Raw genomic sequence first — 14706 nt, forward strand, 5'->3', positions numbered from 1 at the left:
AATTCAGCAAGGTTTCACGAAGGTTGAATCTTTAATAAAGGTTAATTAGTTAGCAGCGAGAGCTTCACCGACAGGCATAATTTTCAATGTGACACGACGGTCAAAAAAGTCATTTTCAAAACTTTGCTGGGCATGTAATGGCGCTGATGCTCCAAATGCTTTGGCATGTAGACGCTCAGCTGATACGCCTTGGCTTTGTAGATAACTTGTCACTTCAATCAGTCTTTGCTCAGAAAGCGCCTGGTTAAATGTGCTATCTCCGCGACGATCTGCGTAGCCCGTCAAATCCAACATTAATTCAGGAGATAAAGCCATTAAGTAAGCCACGTCATCAAGTTGTTGCTCAAAGTGTGGCTCGATAGTGGACGACCCTGTTTTGAACTGCACATTCAAGCCAATAGCTAATTCTTGTAACTGTTGTTGCTGCGCTTCACGCAAGTCAGTTAACTGCGATTGCACGAGTAAATACTCATCCGTCACCTCTGCAAGTGATTGCTGTTTTTCATGTAAGGCAGTTAACTCAGACGTTTGGATTTCAATAGATTGCTGTTGCTGCACTAACATTTCTTTCTGAGTTTGAATTTCAGAATCATCACCTACTGTTTTACCAATTAAGGTACCGGCAAACGCGCCGATAATTGCACCAACAGGCCCGCCTACCACTGCGCCTAATACTGCACCTGACGTCAGTCCGACTAACTCTTCAGTGTGTTCACGCTCAGTGACTTGTTCGGTCATTGGCTCAGTATTAGCGACTGAGATAGTAGAAATAAATAAACTGCTGATTACGGCTACTGCGATTAATTGCTTTTTCATGGTGATTCCTTTTGTGTTCTAGTTAAGTCATAAAATGAAGGAGACAATGAGTGATTCAATAAACAAACTTGAATGTCGCTGCGTCTCATTCGATGTCACTATTAAACACAATAGAAATGGCAACCAAGGGGCATAAAAATGGCAATGTAGAGATGAAATGTGGCAACAATATGGCAATTACTTTGTGACGATTTTTTTGGATTAAAAATCATGTATAGTCAGCCATATAAGTCACAAGAAAAACCAATACATGAAAAGAATTGCCATCGTTGAAGATGAAGTTGCTATTAGAGAAAACTACAAAGAATTGCTACAACAGCAAGGCTATAATGTGCAGGGCTATGCCAACCGTCCCGCAGCAATGCTGGCCTTCAATGCTCGCCTTCCGGACTTAGCTATTATTGATATCGGTTTGGAAAATGAAATCGATGGGGGTTTTACCTTATGTCAGTCACTTCGTTCAATGTCGAGCAGCTTGCCGATTATTTTTCTCACCGCAAGAGACAGTGATTTTGATACCGTTTGCGGCCTTCGCTTAGGCGCAGATGATTACTTATCAAAAGATGTTAGCTTTCCGCATTTAATTGCCCGTATTGCCGCGCTTTTTAGACGTTCAGAACTCATTGGCGCTGCCACCGTCGAAGATAACCTCATCGAACATGGTGCATTAACCATTGATGGCAATCGAATTCAAGTATATTGGAACCAACAACCCATTGAGTTAACCGTAACTGAGTTTTGGATGGTGCATGCGATGGCAAAACATCCCGGGCACGTCCGCAGTCGCCAAGACCTAATGCAAGAAGCTAAAATTTTTGTCGATGACAGTACTATTACTTCTCATGTTAAACGGATTCGTAAAAAGTTCATCAGCGCAGATAAAGACTTTAATTGTATAGATACCGTTTACGGCATGGGTTATCGCTGGGATAGTGTTAGCTAATGTTTAATATTCCCATAGGTCTGCGTGCCAAAGTCGTTATCTTGTCTTTATTCTTACTTTGCTTGCCTTGGCTGGGTTATGAGTATGTGTGGGAGATGGAAAAGTATTTACGACATGGGCAAGAAAAAACCTTAGAAGGCACAACCCAAGCATTAGCAACTGCGTTGCATGAACGGCCGAAACTGTTTAATCATCAAGCGAGTTTTTTAAGCCAAGTTGAAAAAGGCCGCGACCTTTATGCTTACCCATTATCAGGCCCAATTCAATTAGATGGTAAGCTGATTGATTGGCAGCAATACCAGCACCGTATGATCAATTACGCTAGTGATCATGTGATTTTTAATCGAAATGAAAATCAACCGGTTAATATTCACTTTACCCACATGGTGGGTAAATATGCTGGCTACTTATATGGTTTCTTTAAAGTACACGATAAACAGTTGGTTTATCGCAGTAAAAATAGCTTACGTGTCGATAAGAACGACCACTTAGTGATTGCCACTCAATCACCAGATGGCCAATTTAGACGTTATATCGTTGCTAACACACAAGATGGCTGGTTAAGCGCATTTGAATTGCCTCAAGATCCAGCTCAGTCCATGCCAGTAACACCAGAAATTCGTATCCAAGGACAGTGGCTAGCGACGAAAGATGGCTACAATATCGAGTTTAGAATGCCGCTTTCTATGGTGGGCAGTAAACTTGGTTTTGCGATTTATAATGTCGACGATGTTAAAACTCGCACTGTGAATACCATTATTGGCACTTCCGCTATCGACTCTGTGGCTCAATTAGGGACGGTATTGGTGCCCTCACCTGAAATTGAAAACATCATTAAAGGCATGAGCCATAACAGCTCGCGTATTTGGGTGGTTGATAACCACGGCCGTGTGTTAGCAAAATCAGGGGATATCCGCGCGACTAACAATGTCTGGTCTTCAAGTTTAAATGAAACAGAAACAGCCAGTGCTTGGCGCCAATTTAAAAGTGATCACTTATTGCCTTTGTATTATAAAATTCTCACTAAACCACCACAGGATTTTGTTGACTCATTGCAAGATTCAACCGAACTCAATGGCAGTCACATTCAACAGGCTTTAAATGGCAAACGGGCATCAACTTGGCGTCTAACACCAGATAACAAAGCCGTTGTCTTAGCTGCTGCTAGCCCTATTTGGATTGATGATAAAGTCATGGGCGCTGTCATTGCAGAAGAAACCACCCATGGGATCCGCACGTTACGTAACCGCGCTTTAGAAAAGTTATTTAATGTCATCTTAACGATTATGAGCATGGGCACATTGGCGCTATTCATATTTGCCTCAAGTATCTCAAGCCGCATTCGAAAACTGCGCGACCAATCTGAGCAAGCCATTGATAGCCAAGGCCGAGTGAGACAACAAATTGTGCCGTCTAAAACCCGTGATGAAATAGGCGATTTGTCACGTAGCTTTGCTAATATTGTTGGCAGACTAGGACAATATACCCATTACCTTGAAAACATGTCATCACGCTTATCCCATGAGCTTAGAACCCCTGTGGCAGTGGTGCGATCTTCTCTTGAACACTTAAGTCTACAACCTCTTGAACCTGCAAGTGAAAAGTATGTCGCCCGCGCCCAAGAAGGTGTGAGCCGTTTACATCTTATTTTAAATAACTTAAGTGAAGCAACTCGTCTTGAAGCCAGTTTATCCCATGTTGAACAAAGTGATTTTTCACTGCAACAAGTTGTCAGCGGTTGTATGCAAGGGTATCAATACACCTATCCTGATAACGAGTTTGCTGTCGCCATTGATGAGCACACTATGTCTATGAACGGTGTGCCAGAATACATTGCCCAATTAATGGATAAACTGATTAATAATGCGATTGAATTTAGTACTGAAGATCCGATTGAAGTTTCGTTGAAACAATCAGGAAAAATGGCCAAGTTAACGGTTAGCAACCGCGGCCCTTTATTACCTCAAGATATGAGTGAGCAAATTTTTGAATCTATGGTGTCGATCAGGCCACAAGGCATGCAAACAAAGCCTCATTTAGGCTTAGGGCTATATATCGTGAGATTAATCACCGAGTTTCATCAAGGGGAAATACATGCACAAAACCTCGCTGATGGTTCTGGTGTGCAATTTAGTTTGGCGTTTCCAATTACAGACCCTAAGTAAGCTAAGCACACGATAAATCGTCATTTATATTCGACTAGCGCTTTATTATGGCCGTATAGATGGTAGGATGGCTAAATTAATAGATAACATCACCTTGTATCAATTGGGAATGAGTTTATGAGTAATCAGCAAGACAAACTAGCCACTCAAATTGTCAGTGTCGGTAGAGAAAAGAAATACTCGAAAGGGATTATTAACCCACCAGTATATCGCGCATCGACAGTTGTATTCGATACCATGGATGACATGCGTTTTGCGATTAAAAACAAAACCAATGGCGAAATGTTTTACGGCCGCCGTGGCACCCCTACTCATTTCTCTTTTCAACAAGCAATCAGTGAATTAGAAGGCGGCGCAGGTACTGCGCTTTACCCATCTGGTGCTGGTGCTATTAGTGCTGCTCTGTTGTCCTTCTTAAAAAGTGGCGATCATTTATTAATGGTCGATAGCGCCTATGAACCGACGCGTGATTTATGTAATAAGCTGCTGGCAGGCTTTGGCATTGAAACCACTTACTACGATCCGCTTATTGGCGAAGGGATTAAAGACTTAATTCAGCCGAATACAAAAGTCTTGTTCCTAGAATCCCCTGGGTCTATCACCATGGAGATTCAAGATGTGCCAACATTAAGCCGAATCGCACATGAACATGATGTTGTGGTAATGCTCGATAATACTTGGGCATCGCCAATTAATTCCCGCCCTTTTGAAATGGGCGTGGATATCTCCATCCAAGCTGCAACCAAGTACATCGTCGGCCATTCAGATGTGATGATGGGCACAGCAACAGCCAATGAAGCACATTGGGAACAACTGCGTGAAAATAGTTATATCATGGGCCAGACAACGTCACCTGACGATGTGTACCTCGCCGCGCGTGGTTTACGCACATTAGGTGTAAGAATGGCCCAGCATGATAAGAATGCGCTTAAAGTCGCCAATTGGTTAGCTAGCCGACCTGAAGTGGATCATTTACGTCATCCTGCCTTTGAAACCTGCCCTGGTCATGAATTTTATCAACGTGATTTTAGTGGTGGTAATGGCCTATTCTCATTTGTATTAAAACAAGGCAACTTAGCCTCTGTCACTGCATTTGTTGAAAACATGCGTCATTTTAAAATGGGCTTTTCATGGGGCGGATATGAGAGCCTTATTTTAGGTGTATTCGGTATTGACAGACTGCGTACTGCAACAACATGGGATACCAGTAAACCACTGATTCGACTTCATATTGGCTTAGAAGATCCTGATGATTTAATTGCGGATTTAACTGAAGCATTCGAGCGCTTTAATGCTGTTATTGACAAATAACACGATAGATTAACAGCCAATAAAAACTAAGGGCCTTCTCAGTGAGAAAGCCCTTTTTTATATTTTTCAAATACAATTAAACGCGCTACAGCAATTTAGTTAGCATTAACAATAGACTGTAATACTTTACGTAATTCATCACTGTTAGCTTTAGATAATCCAATAATCACACTGGGTTTCTGACCACGAGTTTCAATTTCAACCTTGTCCCAAATAATACCGCTACGGTAATTAAACCCTGCAATTTTATTCCATGGTACTTCATCCGTGTTATTCCACAGTCTAAACACACCGGGTGTATTAATCGTGATTTTATCTTCATCAGTTATGATTTCTTGGGGAAGAAGTCGAAACCTAAACAGCAAAGAGGCCAACACTTCCGTGTTGAATGCCATGGACAACTGACCCACATCAACACTTATCTGGCTAAAGCGATAACGACAGTGCATGCACACCTTGGCACCAGCAGGTAATGTCCCATAACAGTCGGGGCAGACATGCTCTGATAAATACTCATGACAATGAGCGCATTTAAGAGCGCCTTCATTCAGTTCACTTTGGCAAAAAGGACAATCCATGTAATCACCATTTATTTTATAAGTTAACCATTAACTTAAGCTATGCCCATGATACTTCAAGATGCAAAGTCAGTAAGGCAAATAGTGCCAAGATGCTAGGCATAAAATTGAAGTATAGTTATTCTACATCGATATTTTATAACAACGCAGATTGGTGCTATTTGACTTGCCCTACGGGGCGCAAGCTCGAAAACCATTGCTTCGAAAGCCATTGCTACGTTGTAACCTTTGAAAAGTGAATAACAATTACCTCAGCTTACGCCTTGCATTGTTATCCGAGCTTGTGCCTGACAAAGCATCTTGAGGTAACATGGGTATATCAGTACCTCAACTAGCAAGCTTAAAGCTAAATCGCAGGCTGCGGCTGACGATAAGCCTTTGTAGCCCACAGAGGTACAGTGGATAAACTGTGTTTGTAACTGCCAGATGTTTCTTTCGTTGAATATGAAACATACATTAAAGTTTGATTTTCTTTATCAAAAATACGTCTAATTTTCATGGTTTTAAAAAAGATACTTTTTGATTTCTTAAATACAATCTCGCCTGATGCAGACATATCAATTTGTGCAATCATTTCTGGTGTAATTTCACCCGTTTGTCGACATGAAATAGCCGAATCGGATGGATCTGAAAAGCTTAAATCAGCTTCAATACTGGCAACATGACACGTTACACCTGAAACGATCGGGTCGACCATCATATTTAGCTTAATATCTTTGGTCGTAAAAACACCTAAACTGACTTTACCAACATCATCACTGCAACTCATTGTTAGCATGCTAGCAGCCACAACAAGTATTGCCGCAGTAGTTTTAGTCAGCGAAGGCATTAACGCTTTGTTATTCAGTGTCGACTTTAATGGAGCAAACATCATTTTACTTTTCCTTAAGAATTAAATACTTTACCAGCCCAGCGCACAAGACCACTGGTCACACTACCAAAATGATCACCAACAACGATTTCTGCATCAGTAAATTGCTCGGTAATGCATTGATGAATAACCGGACTTTTTGCGGTGCCGCCAGTAACATAAACCACATCAGGCATAACGCCAGTCCCCTCCACCGCTTGCTTCATAATTGTCACCAACTTAGCAACGGGTTGATCAACCGCAGTTTCAAAATCAGTTTGATTTACCGGCACAGTAAATAAAGGCTCAATAAATGACAAGTCAGCGCTGTACTCAGACTGTGATGATAAACCTATTTTAGATTGCTCCGCTTGGCGTACAAACTGATAACTCATTTGATGTTGTCTTAATGATTTAAGACGTGTTAATAATGCAGGTTTTGACGAATCTTTAATTAACTCATCAATTAATTTTGCCGTAGCAAGCGAGCCAAAATCACGCTGAGCGCTGATATCATTTACCGCAACACCATTCCAAAACGGTTGTCTTGGTACGGTTAAATTGTTTTTCAATTGAGAACCAAGACCAAGGTGCGGCATAAAACAATTCATTGCTACGGCAATATCTAAATCGTTACCGCCAACACGTTGTCCACTATGGCCTAGTACATCTTCACTGCGATCTGTTTTGTGTTGTAAATCTGGCCCCATTTTCACCATAGAACAATCCGTAGTACCACCACCGACATCAACCACTAATACGGTTTGATTACGTGTCATTGAAGCTTCATAATCCATCGCTGCAGCCATTGGTTCAAACAAAAAACTCACCTCTTCAAAACCCGCGCGTTTAGCTGCAGTTTCTAAAATAGTTTGCGCTTGTTGGTTGCTTAACTCTCCGCCAATGCCTTGAAAGTTAACCGGTCTGCCAATAACGGCTTTGGTAATAGGTTCATTGATCACTTTATTCGCGCGAGACATCACTTCTAACATCATAAGCGTCACGATGTCTTCAAACAGTCCTACCTGCTCAACTCTTAACCCACTGGCACCCAAAAATGACTTTGGCGAACGGACATAAAACCCTTCGTCAGGCAGCTCCAAATAAGCTTCAATCGCCTCAGGGCCAACAAACACCACTTGTTCATCTGGGTAAATATCCAAATCATGGCGAACCATTCTTGCGCGGCTAAGTTGTGCAGAGCGCAGCTTGCCATATTCAGCTTTTAGCTCTGGTGCAATACGCTGATAAACAGCTTCGGCAATTAATTCTCGGTCCATTGCATATAAGGTCGATGATAAGAAATTACTGTCGCCATTGATCGGAATTAACGTCACTTCACCATTTTTTTCAATTCCTACGGAACAATTAGCACTGCCATAATCAAACCCAATAAACATTTCTTACCACTCAAAAATTCAAATCAATGCTAAAAATAACACAAGCGCTATATAGGATCTTATAAAGTTTAGCGTTCACTGTTATTTCGCTGACATTTTCATCAATTGGTTTAATTTGCTTAATCAATTTGTTGCGTCTTTGAATTTACTGAAAACAGTGTTCACACTCAATGTGTTCACATAGCTGTCATATAACTGCAGTAAAATACCTTCCTATTTTTATTCATATTAAACAGCTGATTAGCTACCTCTATCCGATAGTACTATTTAAGCGCTACCTATTTAGTGATAGATTAATTTTTGCAGCATTGCTTTGCAGGAGCCCATCATGAACGAACCTCGACATCACAGATTTATCGATAAAGAACTCTCTTGGTTATCATTCAATGAGCGCGTATTGCAAGAAGCTTATGACACGTCAGTGCCTTTAATCGAGCGAGTTAGATTCTTAGGGATTTTTTCTAGCAATATGGATGAATTTTTCCAAGTCAGAGTGGCTGCAGTTCGCCGCGCTATCTTGGTATCGGGGATCAGTTCAAAGCAACTAGAATATCAAAGCTTGATGGCTAAGATTCAAGCTAAAGTATTAGATTTACAAGAAAAGTTTGATCAAATATATCCAGTGCTAATGAAAGAGCTCGCGCGCTGCAATATCTTTTTAATCAATGAAACTCAACTAAGCGAGTTTCATAGTGCCTGGCTTAAGAAGTATTTTAAAAATCAACTTAAACGACATATTGCACCGCATATTATCAATGAAGATAGTGACTTGGTTCAGCACTTAGTCGATGGCACAACTTATCTCGTGGCCAGTTTACAAAGCGGTGAAAACAAAGAATACGCATTAGTTGAAGTGCCGAATAAAAATGTACCGCGCTTTCTTGAATTACCTACTGAAAAAACCTCTAAAATAAAGCACTTAATATTACTCGACAATATTATTCGTCATTGTATTGATGATTTATTTAGACCCTTTTTTGAATTCGATACCATTAACGTGTTTTCAATGAAAATGACCCGAGATGCTGACTACAATATCAGTAATGAACTTGAGCAAACAACTTTAGAGCGCATGACTAAAGGGATTAAGAAACGCTTAAAAGCTCAGCCTGTAAGGTTGGTTTACGATAGAAATATGCCTGATGATATGCTCGAGATGTTAAAGTCTCATTTGCATATCAGCTCGACAGAATGCTTAGTTCCTGGCGGTCGTTATCACAGCTTTAAAGATTTTATGGATTTCCCTAATCCAAGTCGTAAAAAACTAGTCAATGAAAAGCTTCACCCTATTGATAGCAGTCAGTTTTTAGCCTTTGATAATAGCTTCGATGCCATTAGACATAAAGATATCATGCTCAATTATCCATATCATAAATTCTCGCATTTCACTGAGTTAGTCAGACAAGCCGCTTATGATCCAGCAGTTAAATTCATTAAAATAAACTTATACCGTGTGGCTAAAAAGAGTCACATAATGCAATCACTTATTGATGCGGTTAAAAACGGTAAACGCGTCACCGCTGTAATTGAATTAAGAGCGCGCTTTGATGAAGAGTCCAATATTAACTGGACTCGCCGCTTAGCTGAAGCAGGTGTAAAAGTTCATCACGGTATCCCTAGTTTAAAAGTGCATTCAAAACTGTGCCTAATTGGTCGTAAAGAAGAGAATAAAACCCAATATTATTGTCATATTGGTTCAGGTAATTTCAACGAAGGAACTGCGCGCTTTTACACTGATTTCTCGTTATTCTCTGCAAACCAAGATATTGCTGGTGAAGTAAAACAAGTCTTTGACCTCATTGAACGACCTTACCGCAAAGATGAATTCAACCATTTAATTGTCTCACCTTATAATTCTAGAAATAAGCTCATTGGTTTAATCAATAATGAAATTGAACAAGCTAAGCAGAATAAGCCTGCCAGTATTCAACTGAAATTAAACAATCTAGTCGACGACATCATGATTAATAAACTCTATGAAGCGTCACAAGCGGGTGTAAAAATCACCATGCTAATACGCGGTATGTGCAGTTTAATTCCTCAAGTCCCTGGGCAAAGCGATAACATTAAGGTTTTCAGTATTATTGACCGCTATTTAGAGCATTCGCGCGTTATGTTGTTTCATGCTGGCGGTGAACAAAAACTGTTTATAGGGTCGTCAGATTGGATGACACGAAATATTGATGAACGAATTGAAGTCACTACGCCTGTATATGATAAGCAGTTAAAACAGATGGTTATTGCTATACTTTCACTGCAATTTAAAGATAATACAAAGTCTAGGGTGATTAACCAGCAGCAAGACAACCGATATCACCCAAGAGGAAATAAACGAAAGCTCCGCAGCCAAGTGGCCATTCATCAATACCTCAATGGCTATGAGAAAAAAGTAACAAGTGCACTCGCTGCAATAAGTAACACAACAACTCATTGTTTAAATAACAATAAGAAACTACAAGAATTACCACAAGAGGCGTAGATTTGGCAGATGTTATTGCAGAAGACTCACAACATTTTGTCGCTATCGACATGGGGTCTAATAGTTTTCACTTAGTCATAGCCCGCGAACAAGATGGGCTATTACAAGTGCTGCACAAAGAAAAGCGCCAAGTGCAATTGGCTAAATATTTAGACAACCAAAATGTGCTAGATGAAGTTGCTATCGACAATGGTGTTCAGTGTCTTAAAGATTTCAGTCAACGTTTTTCAAACTTAGCCAAGACGCAAGTCAAAATAGTCGCAACCCACACACTTCGTGTTGCTAAGAACCGACAATCATTTTTAAAAGCCGCCAGAAAAATACTGCCCTATCCCATTGATGTGGTCTCAGGGCATGAAGAAGCTCGCTTGATCTACACTGGTATTGCCCACAGCCAAGTACTGAAACAGAAAAATATTGTCATTGATATTGGTGGTGGCTCAACAGAAGTCATTGTGGGGAATGAAAAACGCGCAAAACATTTAGCCAGTTTAAAATGTGGTTGTGTCAGTTATAACAAGCGTTTCTTTATTAATGGTCAGTTATCAAAAGATGCTTTTAAGCAGGCGATTTTAGCAGCAGACAAGCAGTTTGCAGGCTTAAGTCAAGTGTACTTTAATCAAGACTGGTCACTTGTATTGGGTAGCTCAGGTTCTGCTAAAGCCATTTCGCTTGCGATTAGTGAAATTACCGATAACGGCGAAGGCATTACTGCTAAAAACCTGCTGGCATTAAAGAAACACCTGATTAATATTGGCAGTATTGAAAAACTTGTATTTGAGCATTTAGATGACAGAAGAATCCCATTATTGGCTGCAGGCCTAGCTATTCTTATCAGCTTTTTCAGGCAGTTAGGTATTGAAAGCCTACAAGCAGCTAAAGGCGCTCTACGTGAAGGGGTATTGTACGAACTGGCTAAAATTGAGCAGCAAAATGATATAAGACAACGCACGTTATCAAGTTTAACTCAGTTATATCATACTGATTCAAATCAAGCGCTTAAAGTAACCAATACTGCGCTGACATTATTTGAGCAAGTCACAGAAAAGTGGCAGTTAACGGATTATCGCTGGCTTTTAGAAGGTGCCTGCCAGCTACATGAAATAGGTATTTCGATTAACTCAAAGTCTCACCATAAACACGGAAGTTACATTCTTGAAAATAGTGATTTACCAGGTTTTAATCAGCAACAGCAACAATTATTAGCCTTGCTCGTTGGCAACCATAGAAAGAAAATCAATTACCTGTCAATCACCATTGCAGATGAAACACAGCGCCTTGCCTTTTTCAGATTATTGACCCTTTTTCGATTAGCAGTGCTATTTAATCTTGGCCGTACATCCAGTAGTTATCAGCACATAATCGTAAAAGCACAACAGGCAGATTTCAATGTCATATTTTCTGATGAGCAAGCCAAACATAATGAATTATTACTGCAAGATTTATACGCTGAGCAAAAGAGATTGGCCACAATTGGGATTAACCTCAGTTTTGGTTAGTCTCGGTTGCCGTTAATCTGAACAGCTAGTTTTAAAACTAAAAAAGCATCCATGTGGATGCTTTTTATACTTTGGTTAATCACTAAAACTCTGATACGAAGCTAGAAATTTAACCAATAAATCTTAGCGTGCAACATAAACTAGCTTACTTAACTTTTACTTTTCATTTTGCGCTTGTTTTAGTGACTCTTTGTCTTTACGACGCTGGGCAATCACTTGCTTTACTTCGCTACCAATATGCGCTTCGCCGCGCTGTTTCGCTAGCTGAACTTGGCGCTCACGTTCGATAAAACGTTGGCGTTGCTCATCAGATATTTTATCAATGCAGTGGGGACAACTTACACCTTGCACATAAGCTTCTGATTGCATTTCTTCTTGAGTGATAGGCATACGGCATGCGTTGCACTGATCGTAAATGCCTTTTTCAAGGTCATGATTTACTGCAACTCGATTATCAAATACAAAGCACTCACCTTCCCACATGCTTTGTTCAGGCTTTACTTCTTCAAGGTATTTTAAAATGCCACCTTCAAGATGATAAACATCTTCAAAGCCTTGCTCTTTTAGATAAGCAGTCGATTTTTCGCAGCGAATACCACCGGTACAAAACATAGCCACTTTTTTGTGTTTAGCAGGGTCTAGATTTTCTTTGACGTAATCAGGAAACTCTCGAAATGTCTCTGTAACTGGGTTAACGGCATCTTTAAAGGTACCGATTTTAACTTCGTAATCATTACGCGTATCAACCAGTAATACTTCAGGGTCGGAAATAAGTGCATTCCAATCTTTTGGTTTAACGTAGGTACCAACGACTTCACGAGGGTCGATACCCTCTACACCCATGGTCACAATTTCTTTTTTAAGTTTTACCTTAGTGCGATAAAAAGGCATGTCTTCATCAAAAGAAAACTTACAGACAATATCAGCTAAGCCTTCTTGAGTTGCCAGCCATGCAAGTAACCCATCAATGGCTTGCTGACTACCTGCAACTGTGCCGTTAATACCTTCTTTAGCGAGTAATAAGGTACCGCGGATCTCGGCATTTTCCATATGGGCTAGTAATGGCGCTCTAATGGATTCGAAATGAGGTAACGCAACAAATTTATATAAAGCACAAACAACGACTTGTGACATGGGGTTCTCCGCAAGCTGGAACTTAATTTCCAGAGCATTTAATGTAAGCTGACTAATGCAAGACTACTTAAGGTGACAGACCTCAAATAAAGGCGCGAAATTGTACCCTAATCACAGTCTTTACGGCAATTTAATTTGATTCAGATCACACACTTTGATGGTCAAGTTAGGATTTATCACTAACAATTCATTTATTAACCTCTTAAAATGAATCAAATACTTAATAAAAACTAACTCAATTTATGATCCTATATAGTTTTAGACGTTGCCCATATGCTATGCGCGCCCGCTTAGGGTTACACTTATCTTCATTAAACCCGCAAATACGTGAAATAATACTAAAAAATAAACCGACTCAATTACTCGACATTTCACCTAAAGGCACGGTACCTGTATTAGTGGTAAACACGCAGCAAGATACTGGCGGCGCTGGTGTAGACCATCACCCTTTTGTACTAGAAGAAAGCCTAGACATTGTCCATTTTTCTCTAGGTAATTATCCTGCAGCCAATAGCGAATATTTATGCAAAGATGAATATGATTTATTAATTCGCTCTCTAAATGATGCCAATGCTAAAGCGCTAATTGAAAAAAATGATAACGAATTTAAAACCTGGCTAGATAAATACAAATACGCAGATAGACACCTTGAGTATTCTGAAGAGTATTACCGAGAAAACGCATGTAAATTCATTGCATTACTGGAACAGAGATTAAGCGACTCCCCGCACTTATTTGCTGACAGCCCTACCTATGCAGATTTTGCTATTTTTCCGTTTGTCAGACAGTTCGCCCATGTAAATAAAAATTGGTTTGAGCAGAGCCAATACTCCAAAGTGAGGCAGTGGCTAAAACGTCACATTGAAAGCAATTTATTTCAGGTAGTTATGCGTAAGTATCCACTATGGCTTGATGATATTAATCAACAAATGAGTTTAAAAAGCACACTATAGTTTAGTAACTGCTTAATTAAACAGCTCAACTTCAAACTTTTGTATAAATATTCATAAAAACCATTGAATTAGTAAGACTAATTAGAGTAAGTTATATCAACTTAAAGATGGATTTTTAATTGTTTTTACTGCGAAATCCTAAAATGAGATTAAGCTTAAATAAGTCTCTTTGCAGTAATCAAGGATGTAGACATGGAACAAATGGATTTGGTGATGTTATTAATACTGTTATTAAGTATTTTGCATATCATGTTTTGTCATCGAGCAATAACAACGGGTGCTCATATCGACAATGTACGAAGGTATCTATGGGGAACAATTAGCTTGATTTTTGGGCCTTTAGGTTATTATATTTATCAAAATTTACTCCCGCTAGACTCCTTAGACCCAAGTGAATAAAAGCTCAAGTATATGACGCTGATACATTACAGCGTCATATTTTATCTACAGATGTTTTCACCTGATAGCGCCGAATCCTTCACTATTTATTAAAGCCTATATTTGGTGAATCAATACTCAAACTTATTAGACTCAAGCTCATTAGACTCAAGGTTTGTATTAGCCCAGATTTTATCAAA

12 protein-coding genes are annotated in these 14706 nt (G+C 39.8%); 7 read left to right on the plus strand and 5 right to left on the minus strand.

What is annotated here, in order from left to right; all coding sequences use genetic code 11:
- Positions 1 to 45: 45 nt before the first annotated feature.
- Complete coding sequence (gene pdsO, locus Q4600_RS10865; RefSeq protein WP_229370400.1) at positions 46 to 816, minus strand: sortase-associated OmpA-like protein PdsO; 771 nt, start codon at positions 814 to 816, stop codon at positions 46 to 48.
- 250 nt (positions 817 to 1066) lie between these two features.
- On the opposite strand from pdsO, the gene pdsR reads away from it, so the two are divergent.
- The 3 genes from pdsR to Q4600_RS10880 all read left to right on the plus strand — a co-directional run bounded on the left by pdsR (position 1067) and on the right by Q4600_RS10880 (position 5235).
- Positions 1067 to 1759 carry a proteobacterial dedicated sortase system response regulator gene (gene pdsR / locus Q4600_RS10870; protein WP_102529303.1) on the plus strand — a complete coding sequence of 231 codons (693 nt, stop codon included), beginning with the start codon at positions 1067 to 1069 and terminating at the stop codon, positions 1757 to 1759.
- The gene (pdsS, locus tag Q4600_RS10875; RefSeq protein WP_303516196.1) at positions 1759 to 3924 is read left to right on the plus strand and encodes a proteobacterial dedicated sortase system histidine kinase; all 2166 of its coding nucleotides are present in this window, start codon (positions 1759 to 1761) and stop codon (positions 3922 to 3924) included. Before pdsR ends, pdsS begins: the two co-directional genes overlap by 1 nt.
- A 117-nt stretch (positions 3925 to 4041) precedes the next feature.
- Positions 4042 to 5235, plus strand: coding sequence for a cystathionine beta-lyase (locus Q4600_RS10880; protein ID WP_102529301.1), 1194 nt, complete (start codon positions 4042 to 4044; stop codon positions 5233 to 5235).
- Between the two features lie 95 nt (positions 5236 to 5330).
- On the opposite strand, the gene Q4600_RS10885 is transcribed toward Q4600_RS10880, so the two are convergent.
- From Q4600_RS10885 to yegD, 3 genes are all read right to left on the minus strand, one after another.
- Entirely contained in the window at positions 5331 to 5813 is a 483-nt protein-coding gene (locus tag Q4600_RS10885) for a zinc ribbon domain-containing protein (protein ID WP_102529300.1), read from the minus strand.
- A gap of 346 nt (positions 5814 to 6159) precedes the next feature.
- Positions 6160 to 6591 (minus strand): CreA family protein, encoded by a 432-nt coding sequence (locus Q4600_RS10890; protein ID WP_198589606.1) that lies wholly within the window; start codon positions 6589 to 6591, stop codon positions 6160 to 6162.
- A 107-nt stretch (positions 6592 to 6698) separates the two neighbouring features.
- Positions 6699 to 8063 carry a molecular chaperone gene (gene yegD / locus Q4600_RS10895; RefSeq protein WP_303516199.1) on the minus strand — a complete coding sequence of 455 codons (1365 nt, stop codon included), beginning with the start codon at positions 8061 to 8063 and terminating at the stop codon, positions 6699 to 6701.
- Between the two features lie 328 nt (positions 8064 to 8391).
- Here yegD and ppk1 point away from each other — a divergent pair, with 328 nt between their 5' ends.
- Both ppk1 and Q4600_RS10905 read left to right on the plus strand, forming a co-directional pair.
- Positions 8392 to 10542 (plus strand): polyphosphate kinase 1, encoded by a 2151-nt coding sequence (gene ppk1 / locus Q4600_RS10900; protein WP_303516200.1) that lies wholly within the window; start codon positions 8392 to 8394, stop codon positions 10540 to 10542.
- A gap of 2 nt (positions 10543 to 10544) precedes the next feature.
- Positions 10545 to 12041, plus strand: a complete 1497-nt coding sequence (locus Q4600_RS10905) for a Ppx/GppA phosphatase family protein (protein ID WP_303516201.1) — start codon at positions 10545 to 10547, stop codon at positions 12039 to 12041.
- Positions 12042 to 12197: 156 nt separating this feature from the next.
- Here the strand turns inward: Q4600_RS10905 and Q4600_RS10910 are convergent, their stop codons facing one another.
- On the minus strand, positions 12198 to 13175 hold the full coding sequence (locus tag Q4600_RS10910) for a rhodanese-related sulfurtransferase (protein WP_248955359.1): 978 nt from the start codon (positions 13173 to 13175) through the stop codon (positions 12198 to 12200).
- Between the two features lie 242 nt (positions 13176 to 13417).
- On the opposite strand from Q4600_RS10910, the gene Q4600_RS10915 reads away from it, so the two are divergent.
- A complete protein-coding gene (locus Q4600_RS10915; protein ID WP_303516204.1) occupies positions 13418 to 14128 on the plus strand; it encodes a glutathione S-transferase in 711 nt (236 codons plus the stop codon).
- 192 nt (positions 14129 to 14320) lie between these two features.
- On the plus strand, positions 14321 to 14527 hold the full coding sequence (locus tag Q4600_RS10920; protein ID WP_102529295.1) for a hypothetical protein: 207 nt from the start codon (positions 14321 to 14323) through the stop codon (positions 14525 to 14527).
- Positions 14528 to 14706 lie beyond the last annotated feature (179 nt).

Source organism: Shewanella sp. 2_MG-2023 (genome assembly GCF_030548905.1).
Classification (GTDB): Bacteria; Pseudomonadota; Gammaproteobacteria; order Enterobacterales; family Shewanellaceae; genus Shewanella; species Shewanella electrodiphila.